Annotated in this window: 21 protein-coding genes; 10 read left to right on the forward strand and 11 right to left on the reverse strand. The window is 58.7% G+C overall.

Annotation, left to right across the window (positions count from 1 at the left end; translation table 11 throughout):
* Window positions 1–132: 132 nt before the first annotated feature.
* The 3 genes from J9788_RS02960 to J9788_RS02970 all read right to left on the reverse strand — a co-directional run bounded on the left by J9788_RS02960 (window position 133) and on the right by J9788_RS02970 (window position 3113).
* On the reverse strand, window positions 133–681 hold the full coding sequence (locus tag J9788_RS02960; protein WP_033642861.1) for a metal-dependent hydrolase: 549 nt from the start codon (window positions 679–681) through the stop codon (window positions 133–135).
* A 421-nt stretch (window positions 682–1102) separates the two neighbouring features.
* Entirely contained in the window at window positions 1103–1768 is a 666-nt protein-coding gene (hxpB, locus tag J9788_RS02965) for a hexitol phosphatase HxpB (RefSeq protein ID WP_046898526.1), read from the reverse strand.
* A 64-nt stretch (window positions 1769–1832) separates the two neighbouring features.
* The gene (locus J9788_RS02970; RefSeq protein WP_046898525.1) at window positions 1833–3113 is read right to left on the reverse strand and encodes an HdeD family acid-resistance protein; all 1281 of its coding nucleotides are present in this window, start codon (window positions 3111–3113) and stop codon (window positions 1833–1835) included.
* 185 nt (window positions 3114–3298) lie between these two features.
* Here J9788_RS02970 and J9788_RS02975 point away from each other — a divergent pair, with 185 nt between their 5' ends.
* A complete protein-coding gene (locus J9788_RS02975) occupies window positions 3299–3859 on the forward strand; it encodes a YniB family protein (RefSeq protein ID WP_046898524.1) in 561 nt (186 codons plus the stop codon).
* Window positions 3860–3894: 35 nt separating this feature from the next.
* Here J9788_RS02975 and J9788_RS02980 read toward each other — a convergent pair whose 3' ends face one another.
* The 6 genes from J9788_RS02980 to ghoS all read right to left on the reverse strand — a co-directional run bounded on the left by J9788_RS02980 (window position 3895) and on the right by ghoS (window position 8981).
* A complete protein-coding gene (locus J9788_RS02980) occupies window positions 3895–4764 on the reverse strand; it encodes a fructosamine kinase family protein (RefSeq protein ID WP_046898523.1) in 870 nt (289 codons plus the stop codon).
* Window positions 4765–5004: 240 nt separating this feature from the next.
* Window positions 5005–5859 carry a metal ABC transporter permease gene (locus tag J9788_RS02985; RefSeq protein ID WP_182264577.1) on the reverse strand — a complete coding sequence of 285 codons (855 nt, stop codon included), beginning with the start codon at window positions 5857–5859 and terminating at the stop codon, window positions 5005–5007.
* On the reverse strand, window positions 5859–6719 hold the full coding sequence (yfeC, locus tag J9788_RS02990) for an iron/manganese ABC transporter permease subunit YfeC (RefSeq protein WP_182264576.1): 861 nt from the start codon (window positions 6717–6719) through the stop codon (window positions 5859–5861). Before yfeC ends, J9788_RS02985 begins: the two co-directional genes overlap by 1 nt.
* Complete coding sequence (locus J9788_RS02995) at window positions 6719–7609, reverse strand: manganese/iron ABC transporter ATP-binding protein (RefSeq protein WP_182264575.1); 891 nt, start codon at window positions 7607–7609, stop codon at window positions 6719–6721. Before J9788_RS02995 ends, yfeC begins: the two co-directional genes overlap by 1 nt.
* The gene (locus tag J9788_RS03000; protein ID WP_227414473.1) at window positions 7606–8550 is read right to left on the reverse strand and encodes a metal ABC transporter substrate-binding protein; all 945 of its coding nucleotides are present in this window, start codon (window positions 8548–8550) and stop codon (window positions 7606–7608) included. Before J9788_RS03000 ends, J9788_RS02995 begins: the two co-directional genes overlap by 4 nt.
* A gap of 131 nt (window positions 8551–8681) precedes the next feature.
* Window positions 8682–8981, reverse strand: a complete 300-nt coding sequence (gene ghoS, locus J9788_RS03005; RefSeq protein ID WP_033642868.1) for a type V toxin-antitoxin system endoribonuclease antitoxin GhoS — start codon at window positions 8979–8981, stop codon at window positions 8682–8684.
* A gap of 109 nt (window positions 8982–9090) precedes the next feature.
* On the opposite strand from ghoS, the gene J9788_RS03010 reads away from it, so the two are divergent.
* The 6 genes from J9788_RS03010 to J9788_RS03035 all read left to right on the forward strand — a co-directional run bounded on the left by J9788_RS03010 (window position 9091) and on the right by J9788_RS03035 (window position 16747).
* Window positions 9091–9756 carry a transglycosylase SLT domain-containing protein gene (locus tag J9788_RS03010; protein ID WP_025159924.1) on the forward strand — a complete coding sequence of 222 codons (666 nt, stop codon included), beginning with the start codon at window positions 9091–9093 and terminating at the stop codon, window positions 9754–9756.
* Between the two features lie 307 nt (window positions 9757–10063).
* The gene (locus J9788_RS03015) at window positions 10064–10789 is read left to right on the forward strand and encodes a gluconate 2-dehydrogenase subunit 3 family protein (RefSeq protein WP_033652465.1); all 726 of its coding nucleotides are present in this window, start codon (window positions 10064–10066) and stop codon (window positions 10787–10789) included.
* Window positions 10790–10791: 2 nt separating this feature from the next.
* Window positions 10792–12573, forward strand: coding sequence for a GMC family oxidoreductase (locus J9788_RS03020; RefSeq protein WP_004931432.1), 1782 nt, complete (start codon window positions 10792–10794; stop codon window positions 12571–12573).
* A 12-nt stretch (window positions 12574–12585) separates the two neighbouring features.
* The gene (locus J9788_RS03025; RefSeq protein ID WP_049239988.1) at window positions 12586–13923 is read left to right on the forward strand and encodes a cytochrome c; all 1338 of its coding nucleotides are present in this window, start codon (window positions 12586–12588) and stop codon (window positions 13921–13923) included.
* Between the two features lie 256 nt (window positions 13924–14179).
* Window positions 14180–15463, forward strand: coding sequence for an HAAAP family serine/threonine permease (locus J9788_RS03030; RefSeq protein WP_089191618.1), 1284 nt, complete (start codon window positions 14180–14182; stop codon window positions 15461–15463).
* A 150-nt stretch (window positions 15464–15613) separates the two neighbouring features.
* Window positions 15614–16747 carry an ABC transporter substrate-binding protein gene (locus J9788_RS03035; RefSeq protein WP_182264574.1) on the forward strand — a complete coding sequence of 378 codons (1134 nt, stop codon included), beginning with the start codon at window positions 15614–15616 and terminating at the stop codon, window positions 16745–16747.
* Window positions 16748–16783: 36 nt separating this feature from the next.
* Here the strand turns inward: J9788_RS03035 and J9788_RS03040 are convergent, their stop codons facing one another.
* Together J9788_RS03040 and J9788_RS03045 are read right to left on the reverse strand one after the other, a co-directional pair.
* On the reverse strand, window positions 16784–17473 hold the full coding sequence (locus J9788_RS03040; RefSeq protein WP_019454910.1) for a MarC family NAAT transporter: 690 nt from the start codon (window positions 17471–17473) through the stop codon (window positions 16784–16786).
* A gap of 107 nt (window positions 17474–17580) precedes the next feature.
* On the reverse strand, window positions 17581–17832 hold the full coding sequence (locus J9788_RS03045; RefSeq protein ID WP_154231732.1) for a hypothetical protein: 252 nt from the start codon (window positions 17830–17832) through the stop codon (window positions 17581–17583).
* 199 nt (window positions 17833–18031) lie between these two features.
* On the opposite strand from J9788_RS03045, the gene J9788_RS03050 reads away from it, so the two are divergent.
* The 3 genes from J9788_RS03050 (at window position 18032) to thrS (ending at window position 22091) form a co-directional block, all read left to right on the forward strand.
* A complete protein-coding gene (locus J9788_RS03050; RefSeq protein ID WP_182264573.1) occupies window positions 18032–19081 on the forward strand; it encodes a CAP-Gly protein in 1050 nt (349 codons plus the stop codon).
* A 239-nt stretch (window positions 19082–19320) separates the two neighbouring features.
* Entirely contained in the window at window positions 19321–19944 is a 624-nt protein-coding gene (locus J9788_RS03055; protein WP_047026212.1) for a hypothetical protein, read from the forward strand.
* Window positions 19945–20162: 218 nt separating this feature from the next.
* Window positions 20163–22091, forward strand: a complete 1929-nt coding sequence (gene thrS / locus J9788_RS03060; RefSeq protein WP_025159696.1) for a threonine--tRNA ligase — start codon at window positions 20163–20165, stop codon at window positions 22089–22091.
* Window position 22092 lies beyond the last annotated feature (1 nt).

Here is a 22092-nt window from a genome sequence, read left to right on the forward strand (position 1 = left end):
ATGTCGCGATGTAAATATCGTAACAGTTTGCTGAGGGGCTCACTTATATCCAAATGGAATTTAATATAGCTTTTTGTGTGATTTTGTTCGTTTTATATACGCATGGGTGATGTATTGAGCGACTTTTTGTGATCAGAGTCTGATATTTCTGATTTGCTCTACGTAGGATTGCACCGGGAGGGTGAAATCACCTTGCCAGCAGATGGCAAACGCCACCAGGCAGAGGCACAGCACGCGTTCCAACTGATTGCCTTTTTGCGAGTTGAGCAGCGGCAGGCGAAAACGCCAGCGGCACGGCCACAGCAGCGGCACGCCGGCGGGCGTGAGCATGTCGGCCAGCAGATGGCTGAAGTAACCGATGATCATGGCGTGCAGCGCGTCGGCCGGGATCGGCCAACTGCGCGGCACATCAAGCTGAAACAGCGCCATGCCGCCGGCGATCGCCAGTAGGCTGTGGGTGAAACCGCGGTGGCCGAAAGCGCGGGCGATGGGAATGGCGATCCAGCGCAGACGCTGGCCCAGCACCGACTTGGGGTGATCGATGTCCGGCAGCAGTGAGGTCAGCAGCGCGGCGGGTATGATGTGCCACCAGTCGCCGGTAGCCAGCTCTGGCGTCACTTCCGCCTTCTTGGCGAAGATCGCGCAAGCGACAGAGAATATAAGGTGTCCTTCCGCGGTCATGCTGTTGCGATTCCGACTGGTAAACTGTTAATTTATCCAGTATATGGGAAAATTCCCAGTAGTGGAAGCAGTTACCCTGTAACCAATTGTTTATTTTTCCCTGTTTTACAACGGCTTGTTACGGCAATGGGTAACAAAGCATCGATTTTGACGGGCGAGAACAAAAAGCGGGCGATGGGGGGGGATGGCGGTGAGAAAAAAGGACGGTTGCTCGGCGTGTGGCGGGAGGAAGCGGCGGCCTTGAATCGCGCTGCGTGGCAGTGACAACGCGCCGCGGGCCGTCGCTTTCCCTGCCATGCAGCATAATGAGAACGTCATGCCAATTCAATAAAATGAAACGGCGTTTCGTTTATTTTGCGGTGCGGATCCCTTTTATGACGCAGAGCGGCAAACCCAGGGCGCCGATGGCCGGCGCCGCAGGTCAGGCAAAGTGGGCGGCGGTGAGCTGTTCCAGGGTGTCCAGCTTGTGGTCCGCCAGCGCCCAGCGCGGATCGTGACGGTATTCGGCCGCCGGGATCACGATGGAACGCATGCGTGCGGCCTTGGTGGCGATCATGCCGTTAAACGAGTCTTCCAGCGTGATGCAGCGCAGCGGATCGCTGCCCAGGCGTTCGGCGGCGATCAGGTAGACCTCCGGGTGCGGCTTGCTGTACGGCAGGTATTCGGCGGAAACCAATTGATCAAAGTAGCCTTCAAGCTCGAACATCTTCAGCACCTGCCGTTGCATGTGCAGCGGCGAGGCGGAGGCGAGACCGATGTTCAGCCCCTGGCTGCGACACAGCTCCAGCGCCTGCTGAACGCCCGGCAGCAGCGGGCGCGTCTCGTGCACCAGCTCGATGGCGCGCTCGATAATCCGCGCCGACACCTCATCAAGTGAAACCCCTTGCCACGGCATCGCCTGATACCACATCTTCACCACCAGATCGATGCGCAGCCCCAGCGTGTCCGGCAGCTTGTGACGGTCGGACAGATCCAAACCCAGCGCGCCGAAGATATCCAACTCAGCCTGCAGCCACAGCGGTTCCGAGTCGATCAACAAGCCGTCCATATCAAAAATTGCGGTTTCAATGCGTTGCGAATAAGCCATTAACGGTTAACTCCTACCGGCGCGGGTGAATGTGCCCGACACTTTATCATCGCCGGTGACGAGACTAAAACCTTTGCCTGCGCGTTTGGCTTTTGCCAAAACGCAGGATATTCCACACCTCGCGCAATTTTAGCCACCAGCGCTGGTGTTGACGCTCGGTGACCTGTTGCAACATGCGCGCATAGTCCAGCACCAACCCCGGCGTCCAGGTCATGCTTTCACCGCGGCTGCGCAGTACCGCCAGCATCCACAGGTTGGGATCGAGCACCAGCAGCAGAAAACGGCGCCACAGATGTTTATCGCCCAGCACGCCTTCCAACGCGCTGTCGAGCGCGCCGATGACCGTGGTGGAGCAGTTGCGCCGGGTCAGATTGTAGGTGGCGTCCTGCCGATAACGCAGCCAGAATGCGCGCAGCGCCGCCGGGTTATAGCGGTAGAATTGAATTTTCTTGTCCGGTGGGCACCAGGCGGCGATCTCGCCCGCCAGATCGGGCAGGAAACGCCCGTCGACGTTGTTCTGTTCGCCGGCATGCAACAACTGGCGGAAATCCTGAACGGAATGGCTGATGTCGTTGAGCGGGTAGTGACTGATATACACATCCGGCGCGAGCGCCAGGGCGGCGTGACCGGTGGAGATATTGCCGCCGCCGTCGACCGCCGCGATGTATCGGTCGACGATGTAACGCCGGCGCGGATCTTTAGCCGCACCAATCGGTGTCCAGACATACACCGTGAGCGGCGCAGTCTCATCCGCCGCCTGCGGCGGCTGCCGCGCGGGGTGCTGATTCAGAGAGAAGCTTGCCAGTCTCCGGGCGATACGCAATAAGGCCCAGCCGGAAAGCACCATCATCACGCCGAGGCAAAAGGGCACCGTCATCCGATGCGGCGCCGGCCAGCCGACAAAAATCATCAACGAAAGCAGGATCTCGCCGCCGCCCGCCAGCGCCACGCCTTTCCATCGACTGTGTTGAATCACCGTGGAGGAGGCGATGCGCACGGCGCCGTCAAGCAGCAGCGCGCTGCCAAACACCACGGTAGCGACGATGTTATCGTCTGCAGGCACGTCCAGCATTAAAAAGGCCATAAAGACAAAACCCAATCCTTTCAGCAGCACCGGCCTGCTGGCCGAAGAGCCGATCACCAGCGCGGCGGATACCGCCACCAGCCCCTCCAGCGCCAGGATGACCGCCAGCGCATCCAGCGCCAGCACCGACCGGCCATCCTGCAGTATGTCGAACAGCATCAGCGCCCCTGCGGCTATCCACAGCCAACCGAACAGCACCAGCAGACGGCGCTGACCGTGCAGCGCCTGCGCGCCCAGCAATAAGATAATCAGTCGAATCATGGCGGCCTCTGCCCGAATGGATAACGTTATCTCTTCAATGATAGTGTGCCGGCGCCGTTAAGTTTTTGATTTCGACTAATTCGGCTAAGCTTGTAGCACAGCGGGAGTGAAGAAAACGGTGGGCGAGTTTCGCCAACAGCAGGTAGACTTAGCCGATTCGGTTACGTCGCTAACAAGGGGAACACATGACGTATCAACAGGCCGGGCGTCTCGCCATTTTGAAACGCATTCTCGGATGGGTGGTTTTTATCCCGGCGTTGCTGTCGACGCTGATTTCCGTGCTGGGTTTTATCTATCAGCACAGTGAAAAAACCAAGGGCATCAACGCGGTGATGCTGGATTTCGTTCACGTGATGGTGGACATGGTGCGTTTCAACACGCCGTTCCTGAACCTTTTCTGGTACAACTCACCGGTGCCCGACGTGGATAAAAGCCTGTTGAGCGGCGCCAATCTGATGTTCATCATCATCTATATATTGATCTTCGTCGGGCTGGCGCTGCAGGCTTCCGGCGCGCGCATGTCGCGTCAGGTCAAGTTCATCCGCGAAGGGTTGGAAGACCAGATGATCCTGGAGCAGGCCAAGGGCAGCGAAGGGCACACGCGCCAACAGCTTGAGGAGCGCATTACGCTGCCGCACCACACCATCTTCCTGCAGTACTTCCCGCTGTATATCCTGCCGATCGTGATTGCGGTGATCGCCTGGTTCGTGATCCGCCTGTTGGGGCAGTTGGCCGGCGCGGCCTGAACCCTGAACGGGGCGCCGCTCGGCGCCCCGGAACGTTATGACGCTTCGGGTTGCAACAGCGCCTCCACCGCGCGTTGGGCAGCCACCAAATGCTGGCCGCCGAACAGATTGCTGCGGTTGAGCAGGTAGTACAGCTGATACAGCGGCTGGCGTTCGATAAATCCGGCCCCCAGCGGCCACACGCTCTGATAGCCGTCGTAGATCTGCGGCGGCAGCTCCGGATACAGCGGCAGCATCGCCAAATCGCACTCTCTGTCGCCCCAGTAGCTGGCCGGATCGAACAGTATCGGCCCGTTGGCGGTCATCGCGCAGTTGCCCGGCCACAGGTTGCCGTGCAGCAGGGAAGGCTGTGGCTGGTGGTGCTGCAAGCGCAGATACACCCGATCGACGATGTCGTCGATGTCGCCGAAGGTCATGCCTTTTTCCGCCGCCAGCTGCAGCTGCCAGCCGATGCGCTGCTCGGCGAAGAATTCCGACCAGCGGCGTTGCCAGGCGTTGGGTTGCGGGGTGGTGGTCAGATCGCTGTCGAAGTCGAGACCGAACTGCGGTTGCTCGCTCCACTGGTGCAGATGCGCCAGTTGTTGCCCCAGGCAATAGGCGCCATGGGCGTCGAGGGGTTTCAACTGCTGATACTCCAGCAGCAGGAAGCTGTAGTCGCGATCGCTGCCGACGCCGTACACTTCCGGCACCCGCACGCTTTTGCTGCGCGCCAGCAGCGCCAGCTGATCGGCCTCGGCGGTGAATATCGGCAGTTGTTCACGGGCGTCGCATTTCACGAACACCTCGCTGTCACCGTAACTCACGCGCCACGCCGGGTGAATGTCGCCCCCGGGCAGTTCAATCCTTTCGCGTATCTCTGCGCTGCCAAGATGTTCACTTAACAGACGGCTAACGGCTTGCCACATGGTATTTCCCCCTCTGTGCTGCCTGATAATTCATTAGGTTAGCGTCTTTCCTGCGGTGAAAACACGACGCGGCGCACAGCCGGCGTCAAAGGCGGCGATTTTTTCAGCATCCCGCCAGCTCACAGTATATACCTTATTGATTAATTTAAGCGCAATACCGGTTGCAACTTGATGACAACGGATAAGCGGGCGGAGGAAACAGGATGCGGCGGAGAGCGCCGCCGCATCAGAGGAGGGCGTTTAACTGTCGCTCAGGGCGGTTTGGTTACGCTGTAACGGACGCAGTTTACTGTACAGCAAGGCGATAACGAACAGCACGGCCTGCACAATGACGATGCAGGGCCCGGTTGCGCCGTCGATGTGGAAACTGATCAGGGTGCCGAGCACGCAAGAGAACACCGACACCACCGTCGCCACCATCAGCATGCGATCGAAGCGGCGGCACAGCATAAAGGCGATGATGCCGGGGGCGATCAGCATGGCGATCACCAGGATCACCCCCACGGCCTGCAGCGAGGCGACGATGGTCATCGCCAGCAGGCACAGCAGCCCGTAGTGCAGCAGCTTGACCGGCAGGCCAATCACCCGCGCATGGTGCGGATCGAAACAGTAGAGCATGAAGTCTTTGCGTTTAAGCAACACCACCGCCAGGGTGAGGCCGGCGATCAGCAGGGTTTGCTTCAGCTCGCCGTCGGTGATGCCCAGCATGTTGCCGAACAGAATGTGGCTCAGGTGCTGGTCGGTGTCGATGCGCGAGAACAGCACCAGGCCGAAGGCGAACATGCCGGAGAAAACGATGCCCATCACCGTGTCTTCTTTCACCCGGCTGTTCTCTTTCAGGTAGCCGGTGGCCACCGCGCAGAAGATGCCGGAGAGGAAGGCGCCGATCGCCAGCGGAATGCCGATGACGAACGCCACTACGATGCCGGGCAAGACGGCGTGCGAGATGGCGTCACCCATCAGCGACCAGCCCTTGAGCACCAGATAGCAGGAGAGCACGGCGCATACCACGCCGGTGACGATGGCGGCGACGATCGCCCGCTGCATGAACGGGTAGGCGAAGGGTTCGCTGAGCAGTTGGTAGAGCGTGTCCATCAGCGGCCTCCGGTTGGTGACTGTGCTACGCGACGTTTTGCCGCCAGCAGGCCGTGTTTCGGCGCGAAGAAGAACGCCGCCAGGAACACCAGTGTTTGCAGGGTGACGATCACCCCGCCGGTGGCGCCGTCGAGGAAGAAACTCAGGTAGGCGCCGATGCCGCTGGTCAATGCGCCGATGATGATGGCGATGATCACCAGCCGGCTGAAGCGGTCGGTCAGCAGATAGGCGGTGGCGCCCGGCGTGATTACCATGGCGATCACCAAAATGGCGCCGACGGTTTGCAGCGCGGCGACGGTGCAGGCGCTGAGCAGGGTGAAGAACAGGATCTTCAGCTTCAGCGGCGACAGGCCGATCGACACCGCGTGGCTTTCGTCAAAAAACACCGCCAGCAGATCTTTCCACACCAGGCACAGGATCAGCAGCGAAACGCCGATGATGATTTCCACCTGCAGCACGTCTTCGTCGGCGATGCCGAGGATATTGCCGAAGATGATCGACTGTACGTTGACCGAGGTGGGGTTGAGCGACACGATCAGCAGGCCGACGGCGAAGAAGGTGGAGAAGATAAAGCCGATGATGGCGTCTTCGCGCAGCCGGGTGATGTGGCGCACCAGCGTCATCGCCAGCGCCGCCAGCATGCCGGTGAAGAAGGCGCCGGCGGCGTAGGGAAGGCCGAGGGCATAGGCGCCGGCCACGCCGGGCACCACCGAGTGCGACAGCGCATCGCCCATCAGCGACCACCCTTTCAGCATCAGGTAGGCGGACAGAAACGCGCAGGCGGCGCCGACGATGGCGCTGACCCAGATGGCCTTCACCATGTAGTTATAACTGAAAGGTTGCAGCAGAAGGTCCAGCATCAGGATTGTTTCTCCCTGGCCTGACTGTTGGCAGGCGGATCGCTCTTGGTGTGGCCATAGAACACCGCCGGGCGTTCATCGTCGGTCAACACCGTGACGGTGCGCGGATCGTTGTCGTCGTGCAGATCCGGGCCGGAGAGGTTGATATGGCGCAGCACGCCGCCGAATGCCAGCTCCAGATTGCTCTGGGTGAAGGTGGTTTCGGTCGGGCCGGCGGCCAACACCGTGCGGTTGATGAGGATCACCCGATCGCAGAACTCCGGCACGCTGCCGAGGTTATGGGTGGAAACCAGGATCAGATGCCCCTCGTCGCGCAGCGAGCGCAGCAGATCGATAATGGCATTCTCGGTTTTCACATCCACGCCGGTGAAAGGCTCATCCAGCAGCAGCACCGTGCCCTGCTGCGCCAGGGCGCGCGCCAGAAACACGCGCTTTTTCTGACCGCCGGAGAGTTCGCCGATCTGCCGGCCGCGCAGCTCGCTGAGGCCGACGCGCTCCAGCGCCTTGTCGACCCGCAAGCGATCCTCGCGCGACGGAATGCGCAGGAAATTCATCTTGCCGTAGCGGCCCATCATCACCACGTCTTCCACCAGCACAGGGAAGTTCCAGTCGACGTCTTCGGTTTGCGGCACGTAGGCGATCAGGTTTTTTTTCAGCGCGTCCGCCACCGGTTTGTCGCTCAGCGACACCCGGCCGCTGGTGGGCTTGACCAGCCCCATGATGCTTTTGAACAGCGTCGATTTACCGCTGCCGTTGACGCCCACCAGCGCACAGATAGAACCGCCGCTCAGAGTGAAGCTGGCGTTATGAATGGCGGTGTGCCCGTTGTTGTAGGTCACGGTGACGTCGTCCACATTCAATTCAGGGCGGACAAACAGCTCATGGGTCATTGATCGAATCCTTTGGCGATGGTTTGCACGGTGGTGTTAAGCAGATCGATATAGGTCGGCACCGGGCCATCGCGGGTGGACAGCGAGTCCACGTACAACACGCCGCCGTATTTGGCGCCGGTCTCTTTCGCCACCTGCCTGGCCGGCTTGTCGGAAATGGTGCTCTCGCTGAACACCACCGGAATATGGTGGGCGCGCACCGCGTCGATCACCCGGCGGACCTGTTGCGGCGAGCCTTGCTCATCGGCGTTGATCGGCCACAGATAGACTTCTTTCAGCTGATAGTCCTGCGCCAGGTAGCTGAAGGCGCCTTCACTGGTCACCAGCCAACGCTGCGCGGCCGGAATGCGCGCCAGGCGTTCGCGCAGCGGAGCGTCCAGCGCGCCGATTTTCTCTGCGTAGGCTTTGGCGTTGCGGTTGTAGGTTTCCGCATTGGCCGGATCGTGCGCCACCAGCGCTTTGCGGATGTTTTCGATATAGACCAGCGCGTTGCTCGGTGACATCCAGGCATGCGGGTTCGGGTTGCCGTTATAGGGCCCTTCACGGATCGGCAGCGGGGTGATGCCTTCGGTCACGACCGCCGCCGGCACCTGCTTGATGTTCTCGAAGAAGCGCTGGAACCAGCGTTCCAGGTTCATGCCGTTCCACAGGATCAGGTCGGCGTGCTGCGCTTTGACGATATCGCGCGGGGTGGGCTGGTAATCGTGGATCTCGGCGCCCGGCTTGGTGATGGATTCCACGACGGCGGCGTCACCCGCCACGTTCTGGGCGATATCCTGAATGATGGTGAAAGTGGTCACCACGCGCAGCTTTTTTTCCGCCAGCGCGGCTTGGCTGACCAGAGCGGCGCCGAGCAGCAAACAGGCGAGCGTGAAGGGGCGTAACAGTGCGGCAGCGCGGGGAGGGCGACTGCGACGAAAAGCGCAAGTTATCAATGGCATGATGACGTCTCCTGGTTCAAATGAAAATGATTATCAATATCAATTGAAGCGAAGTCAAGCGTCACTTGCCCACCGCCGGCGGGGCTATTTCTCCAACTGAAAAATAATACCGTCCGGGGAGTTATAGCATTTTATGTATCAGTATGTAACCGCTGAAGGTAGTCCTTACAGGTGCAGATCGCTACCTCCGGCTGTTTTCCTAACGCCAACTGCCCGAACCCCTGCGCCAGTCGCTGCACATCCTCTTGATCCAGAACGGTTATGAACGCAAAACTGTTGCTGCCGAGCTCATGATGAACGCCATTTTCGTCTGTCACCGACGTGACAAAACCTTCACGGGTCAATTGCCCGGTCAGCTTGGCCAGGTCGGTCAGTCCCGCTTCCTGATAGCGAAAAGTCACCACAAAGCAGCTTGTTGCAGATTGACTCATAAATCACCTCTTGGTATATGGATAGCTTGAGATTAGTCCAAAAAATTACTGCAGGTGTCCTTACAAGTTGTATATGCTACGCAACTCATTGAAAGGAGTGAGGGATTCTGTGAAAACAAAAATAGGTTGCCTTACGGCAATTTTGCTTTTGTCGGGGTGCGCCAAAGACCCGCAAACGGCGAGCAATATTTCAGGCAGTGGCACAACGCGCGGCGGTTGGTTAAAACCCCCTCCGCAGGCACCGGTAAACCGCACAGGCACGCCGGTTGTTTATAACGATTACATTCGTCAGGCCGCCAGCAACTACGGCGTCGACGAAACGCTGATTAAAGCGATTATTCAGGTGGAGTCCGGGTTTAACCCGAACGTGGTCAGCACCTCGAACGCAGTGGGATTGATGCAGCTGAAGGCTTCTACCGCCGGCCGCGACGCCTATCGCATGAAAGGACGAAGCGGGCAACCCAGCTCGCGTGAGCTGAAGGATCCGGCGGTCAATATTGATCTGGGAACGGCCTATATCAATATTCTTCAAAGCCAGCAGCTAGCCGGGATCAACAACCCACAGACTTTGCGTTACGCCACCATCGTTTCGTATGTGAACGGGGCGGGCGCCATGTTGCGCACTTTTTCCTCGGACAAGCGCGTGGCGGTTAATCGCATCAATCAGATGAGTCCGGATGAGTTTTATCAGCACATCCAGAAAAAGCACCCGGCACCGCAGGCGCCGCGCTATTTATGGAAAGTGACCACCGCTTATCAGGCGATGTCGCAGTAACCCTTCATCCTGTCGAATCGGCCGCAAAACGCGGCCGATTTGCTTTCCGTTGTCGCTTCAGAGCGCGACCCGCCTCGCATTTTTCGTTATTTCCTCATCGCTTATCAGAAAAACCGCACAAAAAGTTAAATTTACGTTAGCAGATAAATCTTTACGTTCATTCAATAAGTTACCGGTAACATTTTTGCTTTTGCTCGCATTCTGACCTTCAATAAATAGACAAATAAGTAACAAATTATTTTAAAAACCCGTATCGATCGCAAGGTTGCGGTTAAATAGTTGTGACTATCTTTGGATGGAATGTGACATGTCGAATCATAAAACCAACAATTCGCGTCGCGATTTCTTGTTGAAATCGATGACCTTAATTCCTGCGGCGGTAATTGGTGGCAGCGGCGTTGGCGCGCTGACGGCCCCGGCACCAGCGGTCGCTGCCTCGAACACTTCAACGCAGAACGATTACCAACCGACCTTTTTCACCCCGGAAGAGTGGGCCTTCATCAAGGCCGCCGTCGCGCGCCTGATCCCGGCCGACGAACGCGGCCCTGGCGCGCTGGAAGCCGGCGTGCCGGAGTTTATCGATCGCCAGATGAACACGCCGTACGCCACCGGTTCCATCTGGTACATGCAGGGGCCGTTCAACCCCGATGTGCCGAAGGAAATGGGCTACCAGCTGCCGCTGGTGCCCAAGCAAATCTACAACCTCGGCATCGCAGACGCCGACGCCTACAGCAAGAAAACCGCCGGCAAACCCTTCGCCGAACTGGATGGCGCGCAGCAAGACGCCCTGCTGCAAAAGTTCGAGTCCGGCGAGGCGGAGTTCCAGCAACTGCCGTCGAAACTGTTCTTCTCCTATCTGCTGCAAAACACCCGTGAAGGTTTCTTCAGCGATCCGATCCATGGCGGCAACAAAGACATGGTTGGCTGGAAGCTGATTAATTTTCCGGGCGCGCGCGCCGATTTTATGGACTGGGTTGAGCGAGGGGAGCGTTATCCCTTCCCGCCGGTCTCGATTCGTGGGGAGAGGGGCTAACCATGGCAACGGTAATGAAAAAAGTAGACGCGGTGATCGTCGGCTTCGGCTGGGTGGGCGCGATCATGGCCAAAGAGCTGACCGAGGCCGGCCTCAACGTGGTGGCGCTGGAACGCGGCCCGATGCGCGACACCTATCCGGACGGTTCTTATCCGCAGGTGATCGACGAGCTGACCTATAACATTCGACGCAAGCTGTTCCAGGATCTGTCGAAAAGCACCGTCACCATTCGCCACAACAGCAGCCAGACCGCGGTGCCTTACCGCCAGCTGGCGGCGTTCCTGCCGGGCACTGGCGTCGGCGGCGCCGGCCTGCACTGGTCGGGCGTGCATTTTCGTGTCGATCCGATCGAACTGCGCATGCGCAGCCACTATGAAGAGCGCTACGGCAAAAACTTCATTCCGAAGGACATGACCATCCAGGACTTCGGCGTGACCTACGACGAGCTGGAACCGTTCTTCGACAAAGCGGAGAAAGTGTTCGGCACCTCCGGCACCGCCTGGACCATCAAAGGGCAGAAAGTGGCGCAGAAGGGCGGCAACCGCTTTGCGCCGGATCGCTCCGACGACTTCCCGCTGCCGGCGCAGAAAAACACCTACTCCGCCCAGCTGTTCGAGAAAGCGGCGCTGGAGGTGGGTTATCACCCTTATAACCTGCCGTCCGCCAACACCTCGGACTCTTACACCAACCCGTACGGCGCGCAGATGGGCCCGTGCAACTTCTGCGGTTTCTGCAGCGGCTACGCCTGCTACATGTATTCCAAAGCTTCGCCGAACGTCAACATCTTGCCGGCGCTGCGCATGGAGAAACGCTTCGAGCTGCGCACCAACGCCAACGTGCTGAAGGTCAACCTGACCGATGACAAGTCCCGCGCCACCGGCGTGAACTACGTCGATGCGCAGGGCCGTGAGATTGAACAGCCGGCCGACCTGGTGATCCTGGGCGCGTTCCAGTTCCACAACGTGCACCTGATGCTGCTGTCCGGCATCGGCAAGCCTTACGATCCGGTGACCGGCGAAGGCGTGGTCGGGCGCAACTTCGCCTACCAGAACATGACCACCATCAAGGCGTTCTTTGATAAAGACGTCTTTACCAACCCGTTCATCGGTGCCGGCGGCAACGGCGTAGGCGTGGATGACTTCAACGCCGACAACTTCGATCACGCCAAAGAAGGTTTCGTCGGCGGTTCGCCGTTCTGGGTCAACCAGGCGGGCACCAAGCCGATCTCCGGCCTGCCGACCCCGCCGGGCACCCCGGCCTGGGGCAGCAAGTGGAAAGCGGCGGTGGCGGATGCCTACACCCACCACGTGTCGATGGACGCCCACGGCGCGCACCAGTCGTACCGCAACAACTATCTGGATCTCGATCCCAACTACAAGAACGTGTTCGGCCAGCCGCTGCTGCGCATGACGTTCGACTGGCAGGAAAACGACATCAAGATGGCGCAGTTCATGTACGACAAGATGGCGCCGATCGCCAAGGCGATGAACCCGAAACTGATCGCCGGCAGCCCGAAAAACGCCAACAGCCACTTCGATACCACCAGCTACCAGACCACCCACATGAACGGCGGCGCGGTGATGGGGGAAGATCCGAAGACCAGCGCGGTCAACCGCTATCTGCAGAGCTGGGACGTGCACAACGTGTTTTCGATCGGCGCATCGGCCTTCCCGCAAGGGCTGGGCTACAACCCGACCGGCACCGTGGCGGCGCTGGCTTACTGGTCTGCCCGCGCCATTCGCGAGCAGTATCTGAAAAACCCAGGCCCATTGGTGCAGGCATAAGGACGGCGAACGATGAAAGCATTTGTACCGGCACTGGTTCTCAGTGCAGTGAGTTTCTCCGTTTGGGCGCAGGACGCCACCGTCAGCAGCGAGCTGATCAAGCGTGGCGAGTACCTGGCGCGAGCCGGTGACTGCGTGGCCTGTCATACCGATGGCAAGAACGGCAAGACCTTCGCCGGCGGCTTGGCGATGGAGACGCCGATCGGCACCATCTACTCGACCAACATTACGCCGGACAAGAAAACCGGCATCGGCGATTACAGCTTCGAGGATTTCGACAACGCGGTGCGTAAGGGCGTAGCCAAAAACGGCAGCACCCTGTACCCGGCGATGCCGTACCCGTCGTTCGCGCTGGTGAAAGAGGACGACATGCGCGCCATGTATGCCTATTTCATGCACGGCGTGCAGCCGGTGGAGCAGGCCAACAAGGACTCCGACATCCCGTGGCCGCTGTCGATGCGCTGGCCGCTGAGCATCTGGCGCGGCATGTTTGCGCCGTCGCCGGCGGATTTTGTCGCCGACGCCAAGGCCGATCCGGTGATTGAGCGCGGCCGCTACCTGGTGGAGGGCCTGGGCCACTGCGGCGCCTGCCATACCCCGCGCAGCATCACCATGCAGGAGAAAGCGTTGAGCAACAGCGAAAGCGACGACTACCTGTCCGGCAGCAACGCGCCGATCGACGGGTGGGTGGCTTCCAGCCTGCGTGGCGAGCGCAAGGACGGCCTGGGCAGCTGGAGCGAAGCCGAGCTGACCGAGTTCCTGAAAACCGGCCGTAACGACAAAGCCATCGTGTTCGGCGGCATGAGCGACGTGGTGGAGCACAGCCTGCAATACCTGAGCGACGACGATCTGACCGCCATCGCGCGCTACCTGAAATCGCTGCCGCCGAAAGACGGCAAGCAGCAGGCGGCGCCGGTCGAAGACAGCGTGGCCAAGGATCTGTGGCGCGGGAATGACAGCAAGCCCGGCGCGGCGCTGTATGTCGATAACTGCGCGGCCTGCCACCGCACCGACGGCGTGGGCTACAAGCGCGCCTTCCCGTCGCTGAAGGGCAATCCGGTGGTGCAGACCGAGGACGCGACCTCGCTGATCCATATCGTGCTGACCGGCAACACCACGCCGGCGGTGCAGGGCGCGGTGTCCAACATCACCATGCCGCCGTTTGGCTGGCGTTTGAACGATCAGCAGGTGGCGGACGTGGTGAACTTCATCCGCTCCAGCTGGGGCAACAGCGCCAAACCGGTGAGCGCCTCCGACGTGGCCGACGTGCGCAAAGACCGCTCGATGATCCGCGATGAGAAGGAGATGGGCAGCGCCGAGGTGCCGGACCATCCGGACGCGAAGAAGTAAACCGTTTAAGGGCTCCGCAAGGGGCCCTTAGTTTTTCTGCTTCCGCCTGCTTTTTCAGCAGATTGTGTTCGCAAATCGTCCGTTCAGCCGATAAAACATAGACCCGCAGCGGATTTTTCATTATCCTTTGCCGTCCTTTCATCAGGCGTAAGTATGAAATATCGCTTTAATTCACTGATTATTATTAAAAAACTCGCGGAGAAGGATATCCCGTTAGGCGCAATCGTTGTCGCCGCAGATTAAGGTAGACTGTCTCATGAGTACGATTTCTCCCGATTCAGGCACGCTGACGGCCGCTCAGACTGCCAAATGGAACAAAACCGACACCGTCTGGATGTTCGGTCTCTATGCGACTGCGGTGGGCGCCGGTACGTTGTTCTTGCCGATCAACGCCGGCCTGAACGGCCCGCTGGTGCTGCTGTTGATGGCGCTGTTCGCTTTCCCGCTGACCTATTTGCCGCACCGTGCGCTCAGCCGCTTCGTGCTTTCCGGCTCCAGCCGCGACGGCAACATTCACGATGTGGTGGTGGAACACTTCGGCGTGCTGGCCGGCAAAATCATCATGGTGCTGTATCTGATGGCGTTCTTCCCGATCGTGCTGGTGTACAGCATTTCGATCACCAACGCGCTGGACAGCTTCCTGATCCATCAGTTTCATGTGGCGCCGCTGCCTCGCCTCTGGCTGAGCCTGGCCGTGGTGGTGGTGCTCAATCTGGTGCTGCTGCGCGGCAAAGACAGTATCGTAGCGGCGATGGGCATGCTGGTGTTCCCACTGCTGGTGTTCCTGATGGGCATTTCGCTCTATCTGATGCCGAGCTGGAATACTGCCAACTTCGTGCATGGCCTGGCCGCCACCCGCTTCGACACGCCGGGGTTGTGGCATTCGCTGTGGCTGGCCGTGCCGGTGATGGTGTTTTCCTTCAGCCATGCGCCGATCATCTCTTCCTTCGCCTCGACCCAGAAGAGCCTGTACGGCGACAAGGCGGAACGCCGCTGTGCGCGCATCATGCGCTACAGCTATGTGCTGATCTGCGTTACCGTGCTGTTCTTCGTGTTCAGCTGCGTGCTGAGCCTGTCTCATGAAGACATGCTGCAGGCGAAAGAGCAGAACATCACGGTGCTGACCACGCTGGCCAACAAGTTCTCCAACCCGCTGATCGCCTACCTTGGCCCGGTGATGGCGATGCTGGCGATGGCCAAATCCTATCTCGGCACCTCGCTGGGGGTGACTGAAGGGGCGACCAGCCTGATCGACGGCGTCACGCGCGCGGTCGGCAAGCCGCTCAGCTCGCGCATGACGCACCGCATCTCGGCGGTGTCGCTGTTCCTGCTCACCTGGGCGGCGACGGTGTGGAACCCCAGCGCGCTGCATATCATCGAAACCATCAGCGGCCCGCTGATTGCGGCGATCCTGTTCATCCTGCCGATGTACGCTGTGCGTGCGGTGCCGGCCATGCGCCAATATCGCGCGGCGAGCAACGTCTTCGTGCTGGTGATGGGGCTGATCGCGCTCTCGGCGTTGATCTACGGCCTGATGTGATCCCCTGGGCGCGCCGCCTCCGGCGCGCCTTTTATCCTTCCTTTACACATCCCTTTGCAATTAATCGCCGGCATGCCGGGCGTTATCTTTGATAATGCAAGCGATTCTCATTAGTATTTCCTGAATGTATTCATGACTAAGGAGTCTTTCGTGCACCGTCGAATCACTTTGCCGGCGCTGGTTTGCGCCGCCTTACTCGCCTCTCCGGCGATGGCCACTACCTATCCGTTGACCCTGACCGACACCTCCGGCCAGACGGTTACCCTCCCGCAGGAGCCGAAACGCATCGTGGTGCAGGACGGGCGCGACATTCTCACGCTGGCGCTGCTCGATCGCGCTAACCCGTTCGGCCGGCTGGTGGCTTGGAATAACCTACTGAAGAAAAGCGACGCGGCGACCTGGGAAATCTTGCAGAGCAAATGGCCGGCGGCGAAAAACATCATCGACATGGGATTCAGCGATAAAGGCGAAGTGAATCTGGAGAGCGTGATCGCCAAGCGCCCCGATCTGATGATCGCCCAGCTGCGCTCCAAGCCTTCGCTGAGCCAAACCGGCGTGTTGGATAAGCTGAAGGCGCTGAACGTGCCGGTGTTGTTTATCGATACCATGCTCAAGCCGGTGGAAAACACGCCGAAAAGCGTGACGCTGTTGGGGGAAACCCTCAACCGTGAAAGCGAAGCCAAGCAATATACCGATTATTATCAGCAGCATTATCAGGCCATTCTGGCCAAAACGCAGGCGGTGGAACCCAAACCGTTGGTGTTCTTCGAAGCCAAGGCCGGCCTGAATGGCCTGGAATCCTGCTGCTTCACCCATGCGCACGTCGGCTGGGGCGCGTTGGTCGAGGCGGTCGGCGCGCGCAACATCGGTTCTGCGCTGCTGCCGGGCGCGACCGGCGACGTGGCGCTGGAAAAAGTGATCAGCATGAAACCGGATGCGTATATCGTTTCCGGCTCGCAGTGGGCCAGCAAGACCAATGCCGCGGTGCCGTTCGGCTATGGCGTGACGCAGCAGCAGGTGGATGAGGCCTTCAACCGCATGAAGCAGCGCCCGGGGTTCTCGCAGGTGTCGGCGGTGAAGGAAGGGCGGTTCTACGGCATCTACCATAACTTCTACAACCACCCGTACAACATCGTCGGGCTGGAGTATCTGGCGAAGTTTATCTATCCGGCGCAGTTCCTGGATTTGGATCCGGCCAAGACCTACAGCGAGATCCTCAGTCGCTTTACCGAAGTGCCGGAAGGCAAGGGCATTTTGGGCGCGCAGGCGCCGGCGGGGAAATAACGGCAACGGGCGCGATGTCGCGCCCGTTTTTGATTCTTAAGCGGCGGCCGGCGTATAGGTGGAGATGATCTCCAGCACGCCGTTGATGATGAACTGAACGCCCATGCACACCAGCAGGAAGCCCATCAGGCGCGAGATCGCCTCGATGCCGCTTTTCCCGACCAACCGCATGATGGCGCCGGAACTGAGCAGGCAGGCCCACAGGATCACCGCGACCGTCAGGAAGATGGCGACCGGCGCCACGGCCAGCACCCAGGGTTCAAAACCCAGCGTATTATCTTTGACGCTCGACGCCGAGCTGATGATCATCGCGATGGTGCCCGGCCCGGCGGTGCTTGGCATGGCCAACGGCACGAAGGCGATGTTGGCCGAGGTCTTATGCCGCAGCTCGTGCGACTTGCTCTCCACCTCCGGCGCCTCATCGGCGCTTTGTTGCGGAAACAACATGCGGAAACCAATGAAGGCGACGATCAGGCCGCCGGCGATGCGCAGGCCGGGGATCGAAATACCGAAGGTGTTCATCACCACCTGGCCGGCGTAAAACGCCACCGTCATGATGCAGAACACATAAACCGAGGCCATCAGCGACTGCTGATTACGCTCTTCGCGCGTCATATTGCCGGACAACCCGAGCAGCAACGCCACCGTGGTCAGCGGGTTGGCCAGCGGCAACAGCAGCACCAAACCCAGTCCGATGGCCTGGAATAACTGCAAAATACCCGTCATAAAATAGACTCCCTGTGCAACGTTCAAGCCGCCAAACGGCGGCCCATGAGCTGAACAGCCTAGCCTGCCGTACGCCTGGCGGCAATGGGGATAGCTCGTAACGTTAATTAACCGTCGGCCCGGGCGTTCAGCGTCGCCGGCCGGCGAAATTCGTCGGCGGGAGCCTCTTCGTCATCGCCGCACTCGCCGGCGAGCTCAGGTTCATCCTCACACCCCAGCGGCGCCTCGTTGACCGCAATCGCGCGCGGCACCGAACGTGCGCCAAAATGCACTCGCCCATACAGCGTCGCTAATACCGCGCATAGCACGACGAGGACTGCGAGTAACCGGTTCATGTTGTGCGCTAAGACCTTGTTCATTGGTGGATAGCGTAAGAATAGTGACGCTAAGGCGGTCTGTCAGCGTAGCGCCGCTGAAAGTAAACGCACGTCTGATGTCATTATCATTAATTATTTTTAACTGTTTTCACCCTTTAACCGCCTGATTGATGAAGCGAGTCTATAATGGTAAGGCTTTCTGGCATTTCTTTATAATCGAAAACTTAAAAGGAGTTTTACTATGGAAGTGGCAAAAGAATGGGTAGCGGCGAAAAAAATCTCCTGGGGCAGCGTCATCGGCGGCGTGATCACCGTATTGGCTGTTTCACTGTTGCTGTCGACGTTAGGCACCAGTCTTGGATTCTCCATCGTGGATCCGACATCAGACGATCCGATAAACGGCGCCGGTACCACCGTAGTGATTTGGTCCGCTGTTTCAATCATTATTAGTTTGGCCGCCGGCGCTTTTATTGCCGGGCGTTTGGCTGCTAATGACGGACTTATTCATGGCTTCCTGGTATGGGCGACCTCACTGATTGTGGCGGCGGTGCTGGGTGGGATGCTGGTCGGGTCTGCCGTGAAGGCGACCGGCAATGCGCTGGGCGCTATCGCTTCGACCTCCGGCAGCTTGCTCTCCGGCGCCGGTTCAGCGATTGGCATAGGGGCATCCGGATTGGCGGACGCCGGCGGTAAAGTGTTTGACAAGTTGGGCATTGACACAACCTTGGAACCTGAACAGCTGCAAGGCGATGTGGTTACGGCGCTTAAAAAAAGCGGTATCCCGTCATTGCAGCCTGAATTCATGCAACAGCAGTTGAATGCGGCCAAAACTGATTTGGCGGACGCAGTAAAAGCTCTGGCACTTCAGCCTGCCAATAGCGACGACATTATTAATCAACTGGTCGCCAAGCTTAAAAAACAGGGTGAGGCCATCTCGCAAGATGTGGATCAAGACGCCCTGAAAAAGGCCTTGGCGGAAAATACCGATATGACGCCGCAGGAAGTGGACCAGACGGTGAAGAATTTGGTCGAAGCCAAAAATAAAACTGCGCAGCTGGTTAATCAGCGTTTGGATGACGCCGAAGCAAAAATCAATCAGGCAAAACAGGAGTATGTGGAGCTGAAACAGAAGGCGCGCGAACAGGCTGCCGCTGCTGCGGACGAATTGTCGCGGGCCGCATTGTGGTCGTTCTTTGCGCTGTTGATTGGCGCAGTGGTCAGTGCGTTGGCCGGCTTGTGGGGCGTTAACACCAATGTCCGCCGTATCGCGGTATCACCTGCGCAGGCGTAATCTTCAGGCTCCTTTGCGCGTCTCGATGATATAGGGATGAGAGCCTGGAATACTGACGACGATGAAGTGACTGCCAGGAAAGACTGGCCTTACCCCGGCCCAGGTGCCGGGGTTTTTTATTGTTTCGGCGTAATTAACGACCACCTTTCGCGCGGCGCAGGGCATTAGGCATCAATTGCCACGATCCCTGAGAACAGGTGGATACCATAGATGCGCTGTAAATAATAATGAGTGTGATTATGAAACAAGAACTGCATATTTTACTGGGGAAAATCGGCGCATTCGCGCTTTCCGCCGCCTTCATGGCGGCATTGGTCGGCCTGGTGTTTATCGATGTGCATTGGCTGCATAACTTCGTGCATGAAACCTCGTTGACCGAAGCGGCGCAGGAGCTGTTGCTGCTCGCCATCTCCGGCGGTTTCTTCGCCGCGGCTCGGCGACAGGCCGAGCGTCGTTCCGCCTGGCTGCTGGTTGGCGGCTTCTTTCTCTGCATGCTGATCCGCGAGATGGACTTCGCTTTCGATGCGTTGTGGCACGGCGCCTGGGTGTGGTTCGCGCTGGCGGTCGCCTTGGCCTGTCTGTGGCATGCCGCAAGGCATATTGCGGCTACGGCGCGCGGCCTGGTCTATATCGTGTCGCACCCCGGCTACGGCATGATGTGCGCCGGCCTGCTGTGCATCCTGGTGTTTTCACGCCTGTTCGGCATGAGCGCGCTGTGGCAAACGCTGATGCTGGACGGTTACAACCGGGTGGTGAAAAACATGGTGGAAGAGGGATGCGAACTGCTGGGCTACGGCCTGTGCCTGCTGGCCACCCTTAGCTACCTGAAAGGCGTGTTTGCGCCGGATAGAGCGAAAGTGTGAGGGCGGCGGCGCTTTATTTATCCGGAACAATTTTAGTGATACTATTCGCTTAGCCGAATGCGGCTGAGAAGGTATGCGTTCCATTCTGTATACCCAGTGAGGTTTCAATCTGGCAATTGTGGGCGAGATCTGAAACCTGGCTGACCAAACCCAAAATCCAATTTTCGTACTGCATGTGATCTGTCGTGTGGGTCACCACTGTAGATAAGGAATTATTAATGCCTGTTATTACCCTTCCTGACGGAAGTCAGCGTCATTTCGACCACCCCGTTTCCCCGATGGATGTCGCGCGCGATATCGGCCCTGGCCTGGCGAAAGCCTGTATCGCCGGCCGTGTCAACGGCGAGCTGGTCGACGCCGGCGATCTGATCGAATCAGATGCGCAGCTGGCCATCATCACCATCAAAGACGAAGACGGTCTGGAAATCATGCGCCACTCCTGCGCGCACCTGCTGGGTCATGCGATCAAGCAGCTGTGGCCGGATACCAAAATGGCGATCGGTCCGGTGATCGACAACGGTTTCTATTATGACGTGGATATCGACCGCACCCTGACGCAGGAAGACCTGGATCTGCTGGAAAAGCGGATGCACGAGTTGGCCGATAAGGATTACGACGTCATCAAGAAGAAGGTCAGCTGGCAAGAAGCCCGCGACACCTTCGCTGAGCGCGGCGAAATCTATAAAGTGGCGATCCTGGATGAGAACATCAGCCATGACGATCGTCCGGGCCTGTATCACCACGAAGAATACGTCGACATGTGCCGCGGCCCGCACGTGCCGAACATGCGTTTCTGCCACCATTTCAAACTGCAGAAAACCTCCGGCGCTTACTGGCGCGGCGACAGCAAAAACAAAATGCTGCAGCGTATCTACGGTACCGCCTGGGCAGACAAGAAGCAGCTGAACGCCTACCTGCAACGCCTGGAAGAAGCGGCCAAGCGCGATCACCGCAAGATCGGCAAACAGCTCGACCTGTATCACATGCAGGAAGAAGCGCCGGGCATGGTGTTCTGGCACAACGACGGTTGGACTATCTTCCGCGAGCTGGAAGCCTTCGTGCGCATGAAGCTCAAAGAGTATCAGTACCAGGAAGTGAAAGGTCCGTTCATGATGGACCGCGTGCTGTGGGAAAAAACCGGCCACTGGGAAAACTACAAAGACGCCATGTTCACCACCGCGTCGGAAAACCGCGAATACTGCATCAAGCCGATGAACTGCCCGGGGCACGTGCAGATCTTCAACCAGGGCCTGAAGTCGTACCGCGATTTGCCGCTGCGCATGGGCGAATTCGGCAGCTGCCACCGCAACGAGCCTTCGGGTTCCCTGCACGGCCTGATGCGCGTGCGCGGCTTCACGCAGGATGACGCCCACATCTTCTGTACCGAAGAGCAGGTGCGCGCCGAAGTGAACGAATGCATTCGCATGGTCTATGACGTGTACGGCACTTTCGGCTTCGACAAGATCGCCGTCAAGCTGTCCACGCGCCCGGAAAAACGCATCGGCACCGACGACATGTGGACCCGTGCGGAAGAAGACCTGGCCGCCGCGCTGACCGAGAACGGCATTCCGTTCGAGTACCAGCCGGGCGAGGGCGCCTTCTACGGACCGAAAATTGAATTTACCCTGCATGATTGTTTGGATCGCGCATGGCAATGTGGTACCGTGCAGCTCGATTTCTTCTTGCCGGGCCGTTTGGGCGCATCGTACGTTGGCGAAAACAACGATCGCGTCGTGCCGGTAATGATTCACCGCGCCATTTTGGGCTCCATGGAACGCTTCATCGGTATCCTTACCGAAGAATATGCCGGGTTCTACCCGACCTGGATCGCTCCGGTGCAGGTGGTGGTGATGAATATCACCGACAGCCAGTCTGATTACGTCCAGCAATTGACCAAAAAACTGCAGGATGCAGGTATTCGCGTGAAAGCGGACTTGAGAAATGAGAAGATTGGCTTTAAAATTCGCGAACATACTTTACGTCGAGTCCCTTACATGTTGGTGTGCGGTGACAAAGAGGTCGAAGCAGGCAAAGTTGCCGTTCGTACCCGCCGTGGCAAAGACTTGGGAAGCCTGGACGTAAACGAAGTCGTAGACAAGCTGCTGAAAGAGATTCGCAGCCGTAGTCTTCATCAACTGGAGGAATAAA

Source organism: Serratia sp. X10 (assembly GCF_017811775.1).
GTDB lineage: Bacteria > Pseudomonadota > Gammaproteobacteria > Enterobacterales > Enterobacteriaceae > Serratia > Serratia ureilytica.